Origin of the sequence: Actinomadura macra NBRC 14102, assembly GCF_001552215.1 — a bacterium.
GTDB classification, from domain to species: Bacteria; Actinomycetota; Actinomycetes; order Streptosporangiales; family Streptosporangiaceae; genus Spirillospora; species Spirillospora macra.
This window is the reverse complement of the sequence record NZ_BCQT01000015.1, coordinates 43099-61498: the sequence shown is the minus strand read 5'-3', so window position 1 is coordinate 61498 and position 18400 is coordinate 43099. Positions and strand designations below refer to the sequence as shown.

General features: G+C 71.0%; 16 protein-coding genes. 10 read left to right on the top strand and 6 right to left on the bottom strand.

The annotated features are described in order from the left end of the window. Nucleotides 1-44: 44 nt before the first annotated feature. From AMA02S_RS24210 to AMA02S_RS24185, 6 genes are all read left to right on the top strand, one after another. Complete coding sequence (locus AMA02S_RS24210; protein WP_084265541.1) at nt 45-1325, top strand: lysylphosphatidylglycerol synthase transmembrane domain-containing protein; 1281 nt, start codon at nt 45-47, stop codon at nt 1323-1325. A 238-nt stretch (nt 1326-1563) separates the two neighbouring features. Continuing rightward, nucleotides 1564-2076, top strand: a complete 513-nt coding sequence (locus AMA02S_RS24205) for a flavin reductase family protein (RefSeq protein WP_067461694.1) — start codon at nt 1564-1566, stop codon at nt 2074-2076. A gap of 185 nt (nt 2077-2261) precedes the next feature. After that, entirely contained in the window at nt 2262-2651 is a 390-nt protein-coding gene (locus AMA02S_RS24200) for a hypothetical protein (RefSeq protein ID WP_067461693.1), read from the top strand. 1 nt (nt 2652) lies between these two features. Beyond that, nucleotides 2653-3369 (top strand): hypothetical protein, encoded by a 717-nt coding sequence (locus AMA02S_RS24195; RefSeq protein WP_067461692.1) that lies wholly within the window; start codon nt 2653-2655, stop codon nt 3367-3369. After that, nucleotides 3366-3842, top strand: a complete 477-nt coding sequence (locus AMA02S_RS24190) for a roadblock/LC7 domain-containing protein (protein WP_067461691.1) — start codon at nt 3366-3368, stop codon at nt 3840-3842. The genes AMA02S_RS24195 and AMA02S_RS24190 overlap by 4 nt, the downstream gene beginning before the upstream one ends. Before the next feature lie 27 nt (nt 3843-3869). Next, complete coding sequence (locus AMA02S_RS24185) at nt 3870-4241, top strand: hypothetical protein (protein ID WP_067461690.1); 372 nt, start codon at nt 3870-3872, stop codon at nt 4239-4241. A 93-nt stretch (nt 4242-4334) separates the two neighbouring features. Here AMA02S_RS24185 and AMA02S_RS24180 read toward each other — a convergent pair whose 3' ends face one another. From AMA02S_RS24180 to AMA02S_RS24165, 4 genes are read right to left on the bottom strand one after another with little or no spacing between them, the layout of a single operon-like run. After that, nucleotides 4335-5051, bottom strand: coding sequence for an IclR family transcriptional regulator (locus tag AMA02S_RS24180; protein ID WP_067461689.1), 717 nt, complete (start codon nt 5049-5051; stop codon nt 4335-4337). Between the two features lie 6 nt (nt 5052-5057). Beyond that, nucleotides 5058-6272 carry an alpha/beta fold hydrolase gene (locus AMA02S_RS24175; RefSeq protein WP_067461688.1) on the bottom strand — a complete coding sequence of 405 codons (1215 nt, stop codon included), beginning with the start codon at nt 6270-6272 and terminating at the stop codon, nt 5058-5060. After that, nucleotides 6269-7873: an FAD-dependent monooxygenase gene (locus AMA02S_RS24170; RefSeq protein ID WP_169806882.1), complete on the bottom strand. Its 1605-nt coding sequence runs from the start codon at nt 7871-7873 to the stop codon at nt 6269-6271. The genes AMA02S_RS24175 and AMA02S_RS24170 overlap by 4 nt, the downstream gene beginning before the upstream one ends. A 34-nt stretch (nt 7874-7907) precedes the next feature. Further along, nucleotides 7908-9092: a homogentisate 1,2-dioxygenase gene (locus AMA02S_RS24165; protein ID WP_067461686.1), complete on the bottom strand. Its 1185-nt coding sequence runs from the start codon at nt 9090-9092 to the stop codon at nt 7908-7910. Nucleotides 9093-9298: 206 nt separating this feature from the next. Here AMA02S_RS24165 and AMA02S_RS24160 point away from each other — a divergent pair, with 206 nt between their 5' ends. Genes AMA02S_RS24160 through AMA02S_RS24145 form a run of 4 tightly spaced genes read left to right on the top strand, consistent with a single transcriptional unit; the run spans nt 9299 to nt 16318 of the window. Beyond that, on the top strand, nt 9299-11401 hold the full coding sequence (locus AMA02S_RS24160; RefSeq protein WP_067461685.1) for a hydantoinase/oxoprolinase family protein: 2103 nt from the start codon (nt 9299-9301) through the stop codon (nt 11399-11401). 3 nt (nt 11402-11404) lie between these two features. Then, complete coding sequence (locus AMA02S_RS24155; protein WP_067461684.1) at nt 11405-13690, top strand: hydantoinase B/oxoprolinase family protein; 2286 nt, start codon at nt 11405-11407, stop codon at nt 13688-13690. A 1-nt stretch (nt 13691) separates the two neighbouring features. Then, nucleotides 13692-14822, top strand: coding sequence for a zinc-binding dehydrogenase (locus tag AMA02S_RS24150; protein ID WP_067461683.1), 1131 nt, complete (start codon nt 13692-13694; stop codon nt 14820-14822). Beyond that, entirely contained in the window at nt 14819-16318 is a 1500-nt protein-coding gene (locus AMA02S_RS24145) for an aldehyde dehydrogenase (RefSeq protein ID WP_067461682.1), read from the top strand. The genes AMA02S_RS24150 and AMA02S_RS24145 overlap by 4 nt, the downstream gene beginning before the upstream one ends. A gap of 38 nt (nt 16319-16356) precedes the next feature. On the opposite strand, the gene AMA02S_RS24140 is transcribed toward AMA02S_RS24145, so the two are convergent. Further along, nucleotides 16357-17655: a helix-turn-helix domain-containing protein gene (locus AMA02S_RS24140; RefSeq protein WP_067461681.1), complete on the bottom strand. Its 1299-nt coding sequence runs from the start codon at nt 17653-17655 to the stop codon at nt 16357-16359. A 143-nt stretch (nt 17656-17798) separates the two neighbouring features. Then, entirely contained in the window at nt 17799-18341 is a 543-nt protein-coding gene (locus tag AMA02S_RS24135; protein ID WP_067461680.1) for a DUF1707 SHOCT-like domain-containing protein, read from the bottom strand. Nucleotides 18342-18400: the final 59 nt, after the last annotated feature.

Below are 18400 nucleotides of genomic sequence, written 5' to 3'. Positions count from 1 at the left end.
CCGTAGGTTGCGCAAAACGGGCGGACTTGCGAGGTGACCGGGACATGCACGAGACAGTCGCGGTACCCGATCTGCCGTTCTCCGAACCTCACCCCCAGCCGGTCAGTGACCTTTCCGGAGCGACCGCCGAGGCCACCCCCGAAGACACTCCGCAGCGCTCATGGCTGCGGCGCAGAGCAGGACTGCTGATGCAGTGGGCGGTACTGCTCGCCGCCGTCGCCGCACTCCCGTTCGTCCACGACCAGCTTCCCGACCTCGCGGTGATGTGGTCGGCCGCGACGAACGCCGACCTCGGCTGGCTCGGCGTGGTCGTCCTCGCCGAGGCGGGGTCGATGGCGGCCTTCGCCCGGCTCCAGCGCCGGCTGCTGCGCATCGGCGGCCTGCGGATCTCACTGCGCCGCGCGTTCGCGATCACCTACGCGGGCAACGCGCTGTCCACCACGCTGCCCGCCGGCCCGGCGGTGAGCGTCGTCTACACCTTCCGGCAGTTCCGCCGGAAGGGAGCCTCCGCCCAGCTCGCCACCGCCGTGATCCTGGCGGGCGGGGTGATCACCACGACCGCCTACACGGTGATCGGGCTGGCCGCGCTGATGGCCGACCCGAACGCCCGCGAGCTGGCAATGACGGCGCTGGCCGTCCCGACGGCGTTCGTCCTGCTGCTGGTTCCCGCGCTCCGGTGGCCGCCGCTGCGTGCGCAGATCACGGCGCCGCTGCGGCACCTGTACCGCGTCGCGCTCACGCATCCGCGGATCGCCCCGCACGCCGAGCGGCTCGCCGGCGCCCGGGACGTGCTGCGCCCCACGGCGCGTGACTGGGCCGCGCTCGTCGTCCTCGCCACGCTCAACTGGCTGTTCGACATCCTGGCGCTGCTCGCCGCGGCGCGGGCCGTCGGTATCGACGTGGGCCCGCACGGGGTGACCCTCGCCTACTTCGCGGCGCAGGCGGCGGGCAGCGTCCTGCCGCTGCTGCCCGGTGGGATCGGCGCGATCGAGAGCAGCATGGCCGCCTCGCTGGTCGCGTTCGGCGCGACGCTGTCGCCCGCGGCGGCGGCCGTCGGCCTCTACCGGCTCGTCTCGTACTGGGCCGTCGTCGGGGTCGGCTGGATCGCCTGGGCCGCCCTGCACGAGGGCCCGCGACTGTCCGACCGCTCCCGCCGCCGCCTCGCCCGGACCGGCCGTCTCCTGCTGGACGGCCTCACCTCGACCGCGCTCACCAACCCCTACAGCGCGGTCCATGTGGCGTCCCCGCCTGCGCTCACCGCGATCCCGGCCGTGTTTACTGCGAGCCCGGCCCAGGGGGGCTCGCCTGGCGGCTCGCCCCCCTGACCGTGCTCGTGCGAGCGCGACATCGCTTCGCGATCTTCCCGGCGGGACTCGCCTCCGGCTTCGTCCCACCGCTCAGGTAACGCGCTCGGGTGCCTGGCGCCCGTCTCGGTCTCCGGGCGGACGTCCCACCGGGACCTTCGACCGAGATCGGCCACCGCGGGAATCACCGTGCCGGAATAGGGGCTTTAGTGGCATGTGTCGCGTCCAGCGGCGCCAGGCCAACAGAAGGGACCGGGTCATGGGTCACGGACCCAGTGCCGCCGTCGCGGGCACCGGTGTCGACGCCGCCCGGTTCCGTTCGGTGCTCGGCAGGTTCGCGACGGGCGTGGTCGCCATCACCGCCATCGAGACCGGCACCGGGCGTCCGACGGGCCTGGCCGCGAACTCCTTCACCTCCGTCTCCCTCGACCCGCCTCTCGTCGCGTTCTGCGTGGCGCACACCAGCACGACGTGGCCGCGGCTGCGCGGCGCCGACCGGCTGTGCATCAACATCTTGAGCGAGCCGCAGTTGGAGATCTGTAGGCGGCTGGCGCTCAAGGGAGGCGACAAGTTCGCCGACATCGACTGGACGGAGTCGCCGAACGGCAGCCCGCTGATCGAGGGTGCCCTGGCCTGGATCGAGTGCTCGGTCGAGCGGGAACACCTCGCCGGAGACCACGTCATCGTCGTGGCTCGCGTCCATAACCTGGACAAGCACGACGAAGGGGACCCTCTGCTCTTCTACCGGGGCGAGTACGGAAGCTTCGCCTAACCAGAACATCCACCGACCGGGTTGGTTTTTCTCCTCCGGAGTGTCCGAGTTCCTACCCGATTCGCATACCGAAAGGTATTCAGTTCCCTAAAGCACAAATCTTGAGCTACTTGGGCTATTTCGCGGCCCGAGCGGCAAAGTTCCAGATAAGGTCGGCTTCCTGCACTTCTCATTTCTGTGGAGGAATGAGCGTTGTGGCTGAAATCGACGACATCCTGTCCCTCGTCATGGGCATTCCGGGCGCCCTGCGGGTGACCCTGATCGACTGTGCCAGCGGGCTCGCCGTCGCCGCGGCGGGCCGTGAAGACCTGGTCGACCAGCACGAGGACGCGGCGGGGGTGACCGACGTCGTGCGGGCCGTGCTGGGTTCACCGGCGCTGAGCGCGACCGCGGCCGGCGATGACGTCGAGGAGATCATCGTCTGCGGGAAGGACGGTCATCACCTCCTCGCCATCACCGACGCCGGGCTCGACGGGCATCTCGTCGTCCATCTACTGATCGATCAGGAAAGGGGCAACCTCGCGCTCGCCCGGCTCCGCCTGCGCGGGCTCGTCCACGAAATGGCGGGGGGATGAGATGACGTACGCAGAACGGATTCCGCGAGCGCTCGAGACCCTGGAACGCGAGCGGGTCACCGGTATTCTGCGTATCGGCGACGAAGGAGCGCTCCATATCGCGGACGGGGCCGTGACGCACGCCGAGAGCAGGGATGCGCCCGGCGCCGGGGACCTGCTCAGGTCCTCCCGGGGCGCCGATCCCGAACTGCCGGCTCTGGTCGCCATGTTCGACGCCGCCTACTTCCTGCTCGGTTCGGAGGCCGAACCCGCGTTCACCGAGGGATCGGCCGCGCGGGGCCGGTGCCCGAGGACCACCGCGGCGACCCTCGTCCGCGAGCAGCGTCGGCGCCGCGATCTGCTCGACGCCGTCTGGCCGTCCGCGAACGTGGACGCGGTGCCGGTCGAGCCGGTGCGGCGCGTCCGGCGGCAGCGGGTCATCCTCACCGGGCTCCAGACGGAGATCCTGCTCAACGCCGATGGCCGGAGCACCCCCGTTGACCTGGCGCATCGCCTCGGGCGGACGGGCTTCGCCTGCCTGCTCGCGGTCCGCGGGCTCGCCGCGGCCTCGCTGATCCGGGCGGCGGCCCAGGGCACCTGCGCCGTGCGAGAGGCGGAGGAGGTCGGGGCAGAGCTGGTCTCCGCTCCGCCGGGCGGGTTCGAGCCGCCCACCCAGTGGGCGGCGGTCGACCACGAGCTGCTCACACGGCTGCGCGCCGCGTTGGCGGAGCTCGGATGACCGCGCTGAGGACACTGATCGAAAGGCTGACCAAAGTGGGGGAACCCTCGGAGACAGTCCCGGCCCCGGAGTCGGAGGTGATGACCGAGCTCAGGGCGCTGCGGGCGCGCATTCCGCAGCTCACGGGGAGCCTGGTCGCCTCGGCGGACGGCCTGCTCGTCGCACACGACCTGCCTCCGTCCGTCGAGCCGTCCGGCATGGCGGCGGTGACGGCCTCGGGGCTCTCCCTCGCGCACCGCATCGCGCAGACGGCGCACGGCGGCGCCTTCCACGAGGTGGTGATCCGTGGCGTCGACGGCTACGTGGTGACCTACTCCTCCGGCCCGGACGCGTCACTGACCGTCCTGGCGGGACCCGGCGTGAACGTCGGCCGGCTTCATCTGGAGTGCCGACCCGCCGCCCGCGCCATCGCCGACCATCTGACGGCCACGTCCACGCGATCCGCGGTCTCGCCGTCCGGCGGCCGCGAGTAACCCGGTGAACGGCAGAAAGGAAGAATCATGTCCAATCTCGAACTGGCGTTAAAGGAAATGATGGGGGTCGACGGGACCATCGGCGTCGCCGTCGTCGACTACAGCAGCGGTATGACCCTGGGCCAGCTCGGCAGTTCCAAGTCGCTCGACCTTCAGGTCGCGGCCGCCGGGAACACCGAGGTGGTGCGGGCCAAGCTCCGCACGATGGAGCAGCTCGGCATCAAGGAAGACATCGAGGACATCCTCATCAGCCTCGCCACCCAGTACCACATCATCAGGCCGGTGACCGGCCGCAAGGCCAAGGGACTGTTCCTCTACATGGCCCTCGACCGCGGGCGGGCCAACCTGGCGCTGGCCCGGCACCGGCTCAGGGAGATAGAGGAGTCCTTGGAGATCTGAACATCCGTCTAGGAGGCTCCACCCGGGATCACCACACCCCTGTGGCCCCGGGTGGAGCCGGTCAGCCAGTGCGGCGCTGCCGGACCGGCGGGGTCACGGTCGCCGGTGCGGAGGCCAGTGCTGGGAGATCTCTTCGACGGCTTTGAGGAGTGCCTCGGTGTGTCCGGCGATGTTCGCGGCCCGTACGGACGGGGTGAGCACGGACACGGCGGCGCCCGCGTGGCCGTCGTCGCCGAGTACCGGTGCGGCGATGCCATGGACGCCTTGTTTGAGCTCGTCGTGGGAGATGGCGTAGCCAAGCTGGCGCACTTCGTCGAGCTGCCGGCGCAGGGGGCCGGGATGGTCCGCCGCGTCCAGCACCCGGGCGAGCACGTCGTCGGGCGCGAAGGCGAGGATGGCGCGGCCGCTGGCACCGGAGGCCAGGGGACGGCGGGAGCCGAGCTCGTACTCGACCCGGATCGGATGCGCGCGGCCGATGACCTGCTCGATCGCGACGGAGTCCGTGTCATCGGGCACCGACAGGACCACCGTCTCCTCGGTGTCCCTCGCGAGCCCTTCGATGACCTCCCGGACGGCGGCGCGCAGGGCCGGCTCGATCGTCTCGGCGAACTTCAGGAACAGGGCGCCCAGATGATAGGTACCGCCAGCCTGGCGGAGGAAGCCACGGGCGTGCAGCGTGGCGAGCATCCGGTGGACGACCGTGCGGTTCTGCCCGGTGACCCGGGAGATCTCCGACGGGGACATGGGACCTCGCTCGCCGATGACCTCCAGCACCTGTAGCGCCTGCTCGACAACCCGCGACCGCTCCATTGTTCCTCACGTTCCGTTCGATGGCCGGCGGGCCGGGGGCGTCGCCGGTTCCGATTCTGGCGCCTGGCCGCGCACCGGGCCAGTGGATGCGGGCGTGTCCGCGCCGCGGCACCGGTCCAGGACGATCTCGGCCAGCCGCCGGGCGAGGTCGGGACGGCCGTTGAGGTAGTGGCGACCACCGTGGATCGCAGTGAGCGTCCTGCGGTCATGCGGGACCGCGTCGAACAACTCCCGCGCATGGGAGGGAAAACATCCCTGGTCGGCGGTGCCGTAGATGACGTGCACGGGAACACCGACGCCGCGCAGGCGCAGGGGGCCGTGGCCGTTGGACCGTGTGCGGCTCCACTGGCTCAGCCACGACCGCAGGGTCGTGAAGTGCGCGAGCCCGGTGGGCTGGAGGTTGGCGGCGTACGCGTCCCCCCAGAGCGTGCCCGGCTCCCGGTCGGAGGGGTCGATGTCCAGGTCGAGGAAGCGCGGGTCCGCGCAGGTTCCGTGCACCAGGAACGGCAGGTCCGCCGGTCCGCTCAGCCGGTCGAGCCGGTCGCTGGCCCAGGCGGTGATGCGGTCGTTGCGCGCCTGCTGGGCCGCGCGGTAGGCGGCGAGGAATCCGGGTGCGTACGGCGGCCCGTTACGAGGGCGGAACATGTCCAGGTCATCATCACGCCGGGTCGGGTCGTGCTCGTCCACGACGGCCGGGTCGAGCCACTCGGTGAGCAGGCCCGCCCGTCCGGGATGGGCCATGGCGAGGACCAGGGCGTCGGCGGGCGGCAGGTCGGCCGCGGTGAGGTCGGGCGGGCCGCCTCCGGGTGGCCCGGTGATCGTGGGATTCTCGGCCTGCTCCTGGTAGAGGGCGACCAGCCCGCCGCCGCCGGAGTTGCCCATGAGGACGACCTGCCGGTAACCCTCGTTCCGCAGGTGGCGTACGACCGACCCGACGTCGAGGACGCAGTTCTCCAGCAGGAGGGCGGAGTCGTTGCCGATGTAGCGGGTGGTCATGCCGACCGCGTCGGCGCCCTCGGCGGCGAGCCAGGGCAGGGCGTAGTGCCCGAGGAAGTTCGACGAAGGGTGCACGACGACCACGACGGTGTCGGCCAGGCGTCCTGGCGCGGCGCGGTGCCGGGTGGCCCAGAGCACTCCGGCCTGCCGCGCCACGCCCGAGTAGATCTGGTCGGCCGCGGCGGGCGTCTGCATCGGGATCGCGAGGAGCTCCACACCGTTCATGCGAGCACCTCCACCGGGGCGGCGCCCCGTACGACGTCGAGCAGGACGCCCGGATCGCCCGGCGGTGCGGTACCGCGCCAGGCGATGTGCTGGTCAGGCCGGACGAGCGCGAACCCGGCCCCGTACGCGGCGTGCACCGGTGCCTCGTGTTCAAGGTCCAGCAGGCGCAGGGGAATGCCGCGCTCGCGGGCCGATCGCAGCATCGTCCCGGTCCCTGGAGCCCCGCCGGGCCCGCCGGTGCGCAGCAGGGTGAAGCCGGGGCCGAAGTGGTCGAACAGCGACGATCCGTCGGCCAGCCATGCGTGCGGAGCGCGGTGTCCCGGTCGGGAGGTGGGGACGTACCGGGTGATCTCCAGCGGCGGGGCCGGGGGCCCGTCGTAGGCGATGACCGGCGAGTTCTCGTAGCGGTAACCGAGGATCAGCCCGAGCGCGTCGAACTGCTTGCGCTTCTCGCGCAGGATCTCCTCGCGCAGCCCGTGGCGGACCGCGGGGTCCTCCTCGATGCCGGGCCGGACGAACGCCGGGCCGCAGGTGGTCCAGTTGTTGACGGCCGAGGCGATGACCGCCTGGTTGACCGGGCGGCGCTCGGCCTCGTAGCTGTCCAGCAGCGCGGGACCGGCCCAGCCGTGCAGCACGCCCGCGAGTTTCCAGCCGAGATCGGCGGCGTCCTGGACGCCCTGGTTCATTCCGTGCCCGCCCGAGGGTGGATGGACGTGCACCGTGTCGCCGGCGAGGAACACCCGCCCGCGCCGGTGCCGCTCCGCGAGATGGGTGTTGGCCCACCACGGCCCCCATGCCCCGACCTCGAACGCGAAGTCCCGTCCGACGGCGTGCCGGATCAGCGCCCGGGCGTCGGCGTGGCCGTCGCCCGGCAGGTAGGTTGCCATAAACGTCCACGTACCGGTCAGGTCGCGGGGGCTGAGCAGGCCGGTGACGTCGGGGTTGACGATCCAGTAGTGGGCGGCCCGGCCCTTGTCGTGCAGGTCGGCCAGCTCGGGGCTGCGGAAGGTGATGTTCGCGTTCGCCGACAGGACGCGCTCGTCGGTCAGGCCGATGCCCGCCGCGTCCCGGACCCCGCCCTTGCTGCCCTCGCAGCCGACGAGGTAGGAGCACGAGATCCAGCGGCTCTCACGGCCGGCCGTGTCGCGGATGAGGGCCCGGACGCCGTCCTCGTCCTGCTGGAGATCCTCGAAGCTCCAGCCGTACCAGGTGCGCACCGTCGGCAGCTCGGTGAGCACCGCGCGGAGCTCGCGCTCGACGACCGCCTGCGGGATCCGCTGGAAGTTCTCGGCGAACAGGTCCGACCGGCCGATCCCGTGCTTGGCGCCACGGAACTCGGCGAGCAGATGGCCGGTCATGCGGGTCAGGAACACCACGTCGTCGGAATAGTCGGCGGGCAGTGGGGCGACCCGCCGGAGCCGGTCGGCGATGCCCCAGCGCCGGAAGTGCTCGAAGCTGCGCACGCTGCACCCGTTGGCCTTGCGGCCGGCCAGCGAGACCTCTTCCCGCTCCTCCACGAGCAGGCACTCGACGCCCCTGCGTCCGAGGTCGATCGCCAGGCACAGGCCGGTGGGCCCGCCGCCGACGATGAGCACGGGCACCGCCGGAGCCGGGGCCGACGCAGGCAGGGGGCGGTCACGCACCGGTCGCCGCCCGGTGCCAGCTCAGCGTGTAGGAGTCGTCCTCGCACGGCGTCGCGGCGGCGCCGAGGTTCAGCGGCCGGAAGGTGTCGATCATCACCGCGACCTCCTCCGTCCGCAGCGCGCCCAGCGCGGCCTCGACGCTGCCGGGATGCGGGCCGTGCACGAACCCGGCCGGATGGAGCGAGAGCGAGCCCTGCCCGATGCCGCTGCCGGCGCGGCTCATGAAGTCTCCCTGCGCGTAGAACAGCACCTCGTCGCTGTCGACGTTGGCATGCCACGGGGGCACCGGCACGGCCTCGGGGTGGTAGTCGAACAGGCGCGGCACGAACGAGCAGACGACGAAGTTCGGCCCCTCGAAGGTCTGGTGGACCGGCGGCGGCCGGTGCAGGCTGCCGGTCACCGGCTCGAAGTCGTGGACGTTGAACGCGTAGGGGTACAGGCACCCGAACCAGCCGGCGACGTCGAACGGATGCGTGGCCATCGTGTAGCGGGCGAACCCGGCGCGCGTCTTCATGAGCACGTCGACGTTCTCGCCCTCGTCCAGCAGCGGTCCCCGCGGAAGGCGCAGGTCCAGTTCGCAGTACGGGGAGTTCTCCAGGAACTGTCCGTGCGCCGACAGGTAGCGGCGAGGCGGGCGCACGTGCCCGGCCGCCTCGATCACGAGCGCCCGTACCGGCCCTTCCCCCAGCGGGATCCAGCGATGCGTGGTGGAGGCCGGCACGATCACATAGTCACCGGCGTCGGCCTCCAGCCAGCCGAAGACGCTCTCGAAGCGGGCCGCGCCGGACTCGATGTAGACGAGTTCGTCGCCGACGGCGTTCCGGTACAGCGGGGACGGCGCGTCGGCGGCGGCGTAGCCGATGAGCACGTCATCGTTGCCCAGCAGGATGTGGCGGCTGGTGACGAGGTCCCCGCCGGAGGCCAACTCGTGTGGCCGCAGGTGCCGTGCCCGCATCGGATGGTTGGGCCGCAGCCCGCCCGGGGCCGCTTCCGGCACGGCCTCGCCGGGGGCGACCGCCACCACCTCGCTCGGGATGCCGCGGTGGTAGAGGAGCGAGGAGTCGGCGACGAACCCCTCCTCGCCGATGAGCTCCTCGCGGTAGAGAGAGCCGTCCGGTTGCCGGAAGCGGGTATGGCGCTTACGCGGGACGTCCCCGACGGACGTGAAGTAGGGCATGAGTCCACCTAGATTCGAACACTACTGTTCGTATTTGACTGTAGATCGCACAATTCGCATCGTCAACACCACTGAGCTTCACCCTAAACACCGACTAAGTACCTGTTGACATGCAATGACATGCCGGTCTACCTTCACCTTTCATAGCCGAACACCCCAGTTCGGAAGTGCTTGATCTCGCTGAGGGCCGGCGGAGGGAGCCGCGCATGACCTACGTGATCGGAGTCGACATCGGTGGCACCTTCACCGACGCCTGCGTGATCGCCGAGGAGGGCACGATCGCGGCGACCAAGACGCTCTCCACGCCCCCCGACTACGGCGCCGGGGTGCTCACCGTGCTCTCCGACCTCGCCGAGCGCATGCGGCTGGACGTGTCGGACCTGCTGGCCGAGGCGGACTACATCTGCCACGGCACGACCGCCGGCCTGAACGCCCTGGTCACCGGCAACGTGCCTCCGGTCGGGTTCCTGACCACGCGGGGGCACCGCGACTCGATCGTGGTGATGAACGTCGCCGGGCGGCACGCTGGGCTCGGACCGGAGGCGATCCAGGACGTCCTGCACACGCACAAGCCCGAGCCGCTGGTCCCCCGCCGGCTCGTCCGCGAGATCGATGAGCGCGTCGACCGCGACGGCGCGGTGGTCGTCGCACTGGACGAGGATCAGGTACGGCGGGCCGTCCGCGAACTCGTCGCGCTCGGCGTCGAGGCGATCGCCGTGTCGTTCCTCTGGTCGTTCGCCAACCCGGCCCATGAGCGCGCGGCCCGGCGAATCCTGGAGGAGGAGGCCCCCGGCCTGTACGTCGGGCTCTCCAGCGACCTCAACCCGCGTATCCGCGAGTACCCGCGCAGCACGACCACGATCATGAGCACCCAGGTCGGCCCCGTGGTCCGCGCCTACCTGGACCCGCTGCACGCACGACTGCGCGAGCTCGGCTTCCTCGGGCAACTGCTGATCATGCAGGGCTCGGGAGGCACGATCGGAGCCCAGGACGCCGCCGCGCACGCGATCACCACCGTCGGCTCGGTGCTCACCGGCGGCATCGTCGGCTGCGTCACGCTCGGCGGGCAACTCGGGCACCGCGACATCGTCAGCACCGACATGGGCGGTACCACCTTCCTGGTCGGCATGGTGGTGGACGGCGCGCCGGTGACGACGACCACCGCGGTGATCAACCAGCACGAGGTGAGCGTGCCGATGGTGGAGATCACCACGATCGGCAGCGGCGGCGGCGCGGTCGCCTGGGTGGACGCGGGCGGAAACCTCAAGGTCGGGCCGCGCAGCGCCGGGGCCCGCCCGGGCCCGGCCTGCTACGCGCAGGGCGGCACCGAGCCGACGATCACCGACGCGGACGTCGTGCTGGGGATCATCGATCCCGGCTACTTCCTGGGCGGGCGCAAGCGCCTCGACATCGGCCTCGCCCGGGAGGCCATCCGCACCGGCGTCGCCGAGCCGCTGGGGCTGTCGGTCGAGGACTCCGCCGCCGCGATCTTCGAGATCGCCAACAGCCAGACCGCCGATGTGCTCCGGCAGGTCGTGCTGAACAACGGCCACGACCCCCGGGACTTCGTCCTCTACTCCTATGGCGGCGCTGGCCCGGTGCACTGCGCCAACTACGCCGCGGAGCTGGGCGCGCGGCAGATCCTGGTGCCGCTCGGGCCGACCGCGGCCACGTTCTCGGCCTTCGGGCTGTGCGCGGCCGACGTCGTCATCTCGGCCGAGCGCAGCCGCCCGTGCAACGTGCCGGTGCCGGCCGCGGAGCTGAACGCGGTGTTCGCCGAGCTCGAAGCCGAGGTGACCGAGCGGATGAAGGATCAGGACCTGGCGTTCTCCGACATCACCTTGAGCCGCGAGGTGGACGCGCGCTACCTGCTGCAACTAGCCGAGGTGACCACGCCGGTGCCGCCCGGCACGCTCGGCGACGAGGACGTCGCCGCCGTGGTCACCGACTTCGAACGGCGGTACGAAAAGCTGTTCGGCGAGGGCACCGGATTCGCCGCGGCGGGCGTGCAGCTGATCACGTTCCGCGTCTACGCCACCGGGCATCTCGGACGTACGCCGACGATCCCCACCATCCCCGTCGCCGCCGGGCCGCCTCCGGTGAAGGGACGGCGCCGGGTGTGTCTCAGCGTCCGGCAGGGCTGGGCCGACACCGCGATCTACGACTACGGCGCGCTGCGGGCCGGCCATACGATCACCGGCCCGGCCGTGGTGGAGGCACCGACCACCACCGTGCCCGTCCCCGCGGGCATGGGGGCCACCGTCGACCCGCTGGGCAACCTTGTGATCAACCTCGAAGACGGAGACTGACCGATGGCGATGCGAATTCCCGGCTCGGAGCGGTTCGCGTACCGGCCGAGGCCACGCGCCGAGATTCTCGACCTGCTCGGCGGGGACGTGCGGCTGCACACCGGCACCGCGGAGACCGTCGACGCGCTGACGTACGAGGTCGTGCGACACCGGATCTGGGCGATCACCAACGCCATGTGCGAGGGCCTGAAGCGGATGTCGGGCTCCATCATCGTCAGCGAGGTCAACGACTGCGGCGTGGCGATCATGGACGAGATCGGCGACGTCGTGCAGATCGGCCTGTTCAACATGAGCCAGGCCGGCGCCATCGACATGGCGGTCAAGTGGATCCTGGAGAACCGCTCGGACAATCCGGGGATCGCACCCGGTGACATGTTCATCCTCACCGACCCGTGGGTGGGCGGGAGCCTGCACCAGAACGACGTGTGCCTGGTGGCGCCGATCTTCCACGACGGCGAGATCTTCGCCTGGGCCGGCACGATCGCGCACGAGATCGACCTCGGCGGCGTGGCCCCGGGAAGCTGGAGCACCAAGGGCATGGACGTGTTCTGGGAGTCCCTGCCGATGCCGCCCATCAAGATCGTTGAAGGTGGCCGGATCCGCGCGGACGTCGAGGACGCCTACATCCGCCGCTCGCGGCTGCCCGCCCTGGTCTCCCTCGACCTGCGCGCCAAGATGGGTTCCAACAACATCGGCACCGAGGGCGTCGGCCGCCTGATCGGCAAGTACGGCGCCGGCACGGTCAAGCGCGTGATGCGGCGCATGATGGACGATTCGGAGCAGCGACTGCGGGCCCGGCTGCGCTCGCTGCCCGACGGATCATGGTCGGCGGTCAGTCACCAGGACTCCGCCCGCGAGACCGACCGCGACATCCACACGATCGCGCTGACGATGACCAAACGCGGGGACGAGCTGACCTTCGACTTCTCCGGGACCGACCCGCAGGTGGACGGCATCATCAACTGCACCTACGGCGGGCTGCGCGCGGGGATCCTCGGCGCGATCCTGCCCGTGCTGTGCGGCGACATCCCGTGGGCGCCGGGCGGCCTGCTGCGTCCGCTGCGCATCGTCAGCGAGCCCGGCACGATCAACAACTGCGAGTTCCCGCACGGCGTAGGGAAGGGGTCGGTGGCCTCCCACTGGGCCACCGCGTACGTGGTGGTCGAGTGCCTGGCCGGGATGCTCGACAGCGATCCGCGCCCCGAGGGCCGCGAGACGCTGACCGCCGTGCCGTGCGGCGCCTGGGACTGCGTCATCCTCTCGGGGCTCGACCAGCACGACCATCCGTTCGTGATGATGCTCGGGGACCCGATGGCGGGCGGGATCGGGGCGCGCGGCACCGGGGACGGCGGCGACACCGCCGGGCTTCTCGGCATCCCGATGGGGAAGATCGCCGACGTGGAGATGAACGAGTTCCTCTACCCGCTGCTGTATCTGTGGCGGCGCGAGGAGATCGACTCGGGCGGGCCCGGCCGGTATCGCGGAGGCGTGGGGGGATCGAGCTGCTTCGTCCCTCACGGCCCTGGGTCGCCCAGCCTGCATCTCGTCGTGTCTCATGCCGGCAAGGCCCTGCCGTCCGCGCCGGGGGTCAGCGGGGGCTACCCCGGCAACACCGGGCATGACGTGCTCGTGCACGGCGCCCGGGTCGGCGAGCTGCTGGCCGCCGGGCGCATCCCCGAGTCGGTGGACGAGCTCGGCGGACGCGCCGAGATCATTCCCGTGCACGCCGAGACGCAGATCGGCCTCGCCGACGCCTACTTCACGCAGTGGTCGGCCGGCGGCGGCTACGGCGACCCGCTCCTGCGCGACCCGCTGCTCGTCCTGCGCGACGTCACCGCCGGGAAGGTCGGCGTCGAGGCCGCGGAGCGGATCTACGGCGTGATGCTCACCGGCGGCGGTATCGACGAGGACGCGACACGACGGCGGCGCCAGGAGCTGCGTGCCGCCCGCGCGCCAGGCCGCGAACCCGACCGGATGGAACGAGAGGGTGCCCGCACGGAGCGACGCTTGGACGACAACCTGGACCTCGCCGCCGACGACACCGTGCACTGCGCCCACTGCGGCGCGGCCGTCGGCGACCGCACCGACCCCACGTCCGGCGCGCTGCTCGCCGAACTGCCCGCCCGTGACGCCGCCGACCAGGTCAAGTCCGATCCGGCGCTGCACACCGACCGGCCGGTCGTCTTCCGGAGGCGGCTGTGCCCCGGCTGCCACACCAGCCTGCTCGCCGAGATCGTGCCCGCCGACGCTCCCGGCGGCCGGACCAAGACGCTGAGCACCGGTGCGTAGCGTGGCAGGCAGAGGGCGTACAGCCGTGGTCGCGGCGCTGGCCGCCTACGGCGAACCGTTGCGGCTACGGGAGGTGCCGCTGCCCGAGCCCGAAACCGGCGCCCTGCTGGTACGGATCGCCGCCGCGACGGTGTGCGGTTCCGACGTCCACCTGGTGGACGGCCACATGGCGGGCTCCTCGGTGCGGTATGAGCTTCCGCTGGTGCCCGGCCACGAGATGGTCGGGGAGATCGTGGCGATGGGTCCGGACGCCGACGCCGATTCGGTGGGCCGGCCGCTGCGTCCCGGCGACCGCGTGGTGTGGTCGCCGGCGCCGTGCGGGCGCTGCCACCCGTGCACGATCCTGCGCCGGCCGAACCTGTGCCAGAACCGGGTCGGGGTCATGCAGGTCAGCTGCGAACGCTTCCCGTACGTCACCGGCGCGTTCGGGGAGTACGGCTACGTGTTCCCGCGGTCGGGTCGGATCCGCGTGCCCGATGAGGTGCCGGACGCGCTCGCGGCGGCGGCGAGCTGCGCGGGCCGGTCGGCCGTCAACGTGCTCGCCGCCGCCGGGGCGATCGACCCATCGCAGCACGTGGCGGTCCAGGGCAGCGGCCCGCTGGGCCTGTTCGCGACCGTCCTCACGGCACGGCAGCGCCCGGCCAGCCTCACCGTGATCGGGGCGCCGGCCGACCGGCTCGCCATCGCCCGCGACTGGGGGGCGGACGCGACGATCGACGTGGGCGAACTCGACGCCGAAGGGCGCCTGGAGCGGCTGCGCGAGCTGACCGGGGGGCACGGCGCCGACGTCGTCCTCGAATGCTCGGGCGCGCCGCCGGCCTTCGCCGAGGCACTCGACCTGGCCGCCATCGGCGCCCGTGTGGTCGTCGCCGGCACCCTCGGCGGGCCGCCGCACCCGGTGGCGGCGGCCCGGATCCCGCTCAAGGGGCTCCGCGTCGCGGGCGTCTTCAGCGCCGACGCCGACGCCTACGACAAGGCCCTGGAGCTCGTCCGCCGCACCCGCGACGAGATCGACTGGGGGCGGCTGCTCGCCCCACCCCGCCCGCTGAGCGAGGTGAACGACGCGCTCGCCGCCATGCGGGCCGGCACGGAGATCAAACCGCTGATCGTTCCGGGGAGTGACCGCCCATGAAGATGTACGAGATGTTCATCGGTGGTGCCTGGGTACCGGCCGAAGGCGGGCGCCGCTACGAGACCCTCAACCCGGCCACCGGCCTGGCCTGGGCCGAGGTACCCGACGCCGGCCCGGCCGACGTCGACCGGGCCGTCCGCGCGGCGCGCGAGGCCCTGCACGGATCCGGTTGGGGCGCGCTGACCGCTACGCAGCGCGGCGGTTTGCTGCTGCGGCTCGCCGACCTGATCGAGCGCGACGCCGAGCACCTCGCCCGGATCGAGACGACCGACAACGGCAAGATCCTCGGGGAGACCCGCGCGCAGGCGCTCGGGATGAGCCGCTGGTACCGCTACTTCGCCGGGCTCGCGGACAAGATCGACGGCCGGGTGGCGAACATGGACTTCCCCACCCTCTTCGGCTTCACCCGGCTGGAACCGGTCGGCGTGGTCGCCGCGATCGTGCCGTGGAACTCGCCGCTCATGCTCGCCACCTGGAAGCTCGCGCCCGCCCTCGCGGCGGGTAACACGGTGGTCCTCAAGCCCAGCGACGCCACCCCCGCGTCCACGCTGGAACTGGCCGCGCTCATCGCGGAGGCGGGGATCCCCGACGGCGTGGTCAACGTCATCACCTCCGCCGCCCCCGCCTGCGGCGAGTCCCTCGTCCGCCACCCGGGCGTCGATCACGTGACCTTCACCGGAGGCCCGCGTACGGCGGTCGCCATCAGCCACGCCGTCGCCGACAACCTCACACCCACCACCTTCGAACTCGGCGGCAAGGGGGCCAACGTCGTCTTCCCGGACGCCGACCTGGACGCGGTCGTGCCCGGCGTGCTCGCCGGGATCTTCGCCGCGACGGGGCAGACCTGCGTGGCCGGGTCGCGGCTCATCGTCCACCGCGACCTGCACGACGAGGTCGTCTCCCGGCTGGTCGACCGCGCGGAGCGCATCCGTCTCGGGGACCCCGCCGACCCGCGGACCCAGATGGGCCCGGTCGCCACCCAGGCGCAACTCGCCCGCATCCGCTCCATGGTGGACGAGGCGGTCGCCGCCGGCGCCACCGCCGCGACCGGTGGCCGCGTCGCGACCGACCGGGTCGCCTCCGCGGGCGAGGCGCTCCGCGCGGACGCGTTCTACGAGCCGACGATCCTCACCGGCGTCCGGCCCGATATGCCGATCGCCCAAGAGGAGGTGTTCGGGCCCGTCCTGGCCGTCCTGCCGTTCGACGACGAGGAGGAGGCCGTCGCGATCGCCAACGGAACGCCGTACGGCCTGACGGCGGGTGTGTGGACCCGCGACGTCAAACGCGCCCACCGCCTCGCCCACCGGATCAGGGCCGGGACCGTGTGGGTGAACACCTACCGCCTGGCCAGCCCCGTGGTCCCCTTCGGCGGCCTCGGCCGGAGCGGCCACGGCCGGGAGAACGGCATCGAGGCCGTCAGGGAGTTCACCCGGACCAAGACGGTCGTCCTCGAACTGGGCGACGACATCCCCGACCCCTTCGTCACCCGCACGTGATCGGCTCGGGAAGCCTGCCGCCCAGCGTGCCCGGCCACTCAGGCGGCCGAGGCCAAGACACGCAAGGCCCGCGCATCGGGATGCGCGCGCCCCTCCTGGGGAAGGGTGTTCACGATGCGGGAGACGAGGTGGCGGCGAAAAGAACTCAGCGGCCTGGTCTTGAGCTTCGACAGCGCGAGTTCGAGACCGGTGGAGATATCGTGCCTCTGCACCAGCCAAAGCGACCGCATCAATTCGACGCCCTCATTCCAAGGCGCCCCGACCGCGCTCGTCTGAGCTTGATCCAGATACGTTTTCGCCTGATCGTCATCAATCAGAACCCGGACGTACGCTTCAGTCCAAAACAACTTGCTTTCCGGCAAGCCAACCGCGGCTGAAGTGCTTTGTTCGGACGGAAGATCATTGAACGTCTGCCTGAAGTTACTCAGAGCCGCCCTCGCCGTGCGCCGGTCGCCGCGTTCGGCCGCCACGTACGATCGGGCGGCATAGGCGCGGGCCAGACCTGAGGACGGACTCCCTTTCGCGAGTCCGATTGCCTCGCCGGTCAACTCTTCAACGATAGCGTCGGAGTGTTCCGACCACGTGGTGTACTGCGCCTCCCTGGCTCGCGTCCACACTGAGAGGTCACGGTCGCCGGAAGCGTCTGCCAGACGCCGAGCATTCGTCCAGGACACGCGTGCGCTGCGCTTGTCCCCAAAGTCACACAGGTCCATCGCCAGCAGGGCCGACAGCCCGGCGCCGATCCGGAACAACTCAGCCTTCTCCGAGGCGCTCCCAGCACGCTTGAGCAGTTCGCCGAGCGCGGTGATGTCGGCCGCGACTCCGCTGATCAGAGAGCCGGCAGGTTCCGCAAGGAGTTGCAGACCGTATCTATGGACGACACGCTCCCACTCGGCGATGTCGAACGGATTCCCCAGCGCGTCCTCGATCCCGGCAAAGACACTCTCGATGACGTGCGGCGGAAGCGCCGTCCCGGCGCCAAAGGCTGCGATCACCTGAACTGCTGTGCGACGTCTCATGTCGTCGTCTCCCCAATAGGGAGCGGGGTTCAGGTTCAAGATACCCAGAGGGGCCGTCGCTTCATACCCCGCGGTCTTACTCGTGGTACGCGGCGGAGCCTCCGGTGCGAGCGCGATCAGCCTGCCTCCGGCGTCGAGAGCGTCGTCCAGCGCTCGGACCACCTCCGCCGACGGCCTTCTGTAACCGTTGACGACCCTTGAAATGTACCCGTCGTCATAATGGGTCAGCTTCGCCAGCTTCCTCTGCGACATGCCCTCGCGCGCCTCGATCAGCCCGCGCAGCATCTCGCAGAAAGCCGCCCTGTCGGTGGACTCCATCCGCGCCCCACACATCCGATCGCCCGATTCGACCGTCGTCGACCGTGGCTATTGATCGACGGAAACCAGGCCGCGACACCGAACCCAACGTTATCCGTGATCGAACATGCGCGCAGGGTAATGGCCGAGAAAATCGGCCCCGGTCATCGCCTCGCGTGGCGGATCTTGAGCCGTCCGAACCCCATGGCCCCGGTGATCCTGATCGTCGGGCCGCCGGGGTGAGGGCGCCGCCGGGGTTTGTAGCGCGAGTCCTTCCACTCGGTGCGCAGATCGTCGACCTCGACCACGGCGTCACGAGGCACCGTGATCTTGGCTCCGCCGGTGCCGAGTTGCAGCTCGATGTCGACGACCGGATGGTCGATGACCGCCCGGGACAGGTCCAGGTGCACCCTTCCGAACGCGGACTCGACCTTGAGAGTGCGAGGCACTCGCCATGCGCCGCGCCGCTGAATCCGTCCGTTGGCGGCGCCGATCGTGGACGTGGTGCCCGCGTCCTCCGCCGGGAGCGAGACCAGTGCCGACACGAGCTCGTCGTGCGTCTTGGCGGTGAGCACCCGATGGAGGAGTTCGTCCATCTCCTCGTGCGAGATGTGCTCCTCGGCGTACGCGTCACGCACGCGCTGCACGGCCGTGTTGCGATCATCTTCTCGGATCCGTTGCGACGGGCCGTCCGGCAGGGGGGTCACCGTTTCAGTCTAGCGCCGCGCCTGGGCAGGGCCCGTTGAAGGAAGGGCCTCCAAGACCC

Excerpts from the sequence above, each read along its gene's own strand:
- AMA02S_RS24210 (WP_084265541.1), top strand. The coding sequence starts at position 45 with ATGCACGAGACAGTCGCGGTACCCGATCTGCCGTTCTCCGAACCTCAC.
- AMA02S_RS24205 (WP_067461694.1), top strand. The coding sequence starts at position 1,564 with ATGGGTCACGGACCCAGTGCCGCCGTCGCGGGCACCGGTGTCGACGCC.
- AMA02S_RS24200 (WP_067461693.1), top strand. The coding sequence starts at position 2,262 with ATGAGCGTTGTGGCTGAAATCGACGACATCCTGTCCCTCGTCATGGGC.
- AMA02S_RS24195 (WP_067461692.1), top strand. The coding sequence starts at position 2,653 with ATGACGTACGCAGAACGGATTCCGCGAGCGCTCGAGACCCTGGAACGC.
- AMA02S_RS24190 (WP_067461691.1), top strand. The coding sequence starts at position 3,366 with ATGACCGCGCTGAGGACACTGATCGAAAGGCTGACCAAAGTGGGGGAA.
- AMA02S_RS24185 (WP_067461690.1), top strand. The coding sequence starts at position 3,870 with ATGTCCAATCTCGAACTGGCGTTAAAGGAAATGATGGGGGTCGACGGG.
- AMA02S_RS24180 (WP_067461689.1), bottom strand. The coding sequence starts at position 5,051 with ATGGAGCGGTCGCGGGTTGTCGAGCAGGCGCTACAGGTGCTGGAGGTC.
- AMA02S_RS24175 (WP_067461688.1), bottom strand. The coding sequence starts at position 6,272 with ATGAACGGTGTGGAGCTCCTCGCGATCCCGATGCAGACGCCCGCCGCG.
- AMA02S_RS24165 (WP_067461686.1), bottom strand. The coding sequence starts at position 9,092 with ATGCCCTACTTCACGTCCGTCGGGGACGTCCCGCGTAAGCGCCATACC.
- AMA02S_RS24160 (WP_067461685.1), top strand. The coding sequence starts at position 9,299 with ATGACCTACGTGATCGGAGTCGACATCGGTGGCACCTTCACCGACGCC.
- AMA02S_RS24155 (WP_067461684.1), top strand. The coding sequence starts at position 11,405 with ATGGCGATGCGAATTCCCGGCTCGGAGCGGTTCGCGTACCGGCCGAGG.
- AMA02S_RS24145 (WP_067461682.1), top strand. The coding sequence starts at position 14,819 with ATGAAGATGTACGAGATGTTCATCGGTGGTGCCTGGGTACCGGCCGAA.
- AMA02S_RS24140 (WP_067461681.1), bottom strand. The coding sequence starts at position 17,655 with ATGGAGTCCACCGACAGGGCGGCTTTCTGCGAGATGCTGCGCGGGCTG.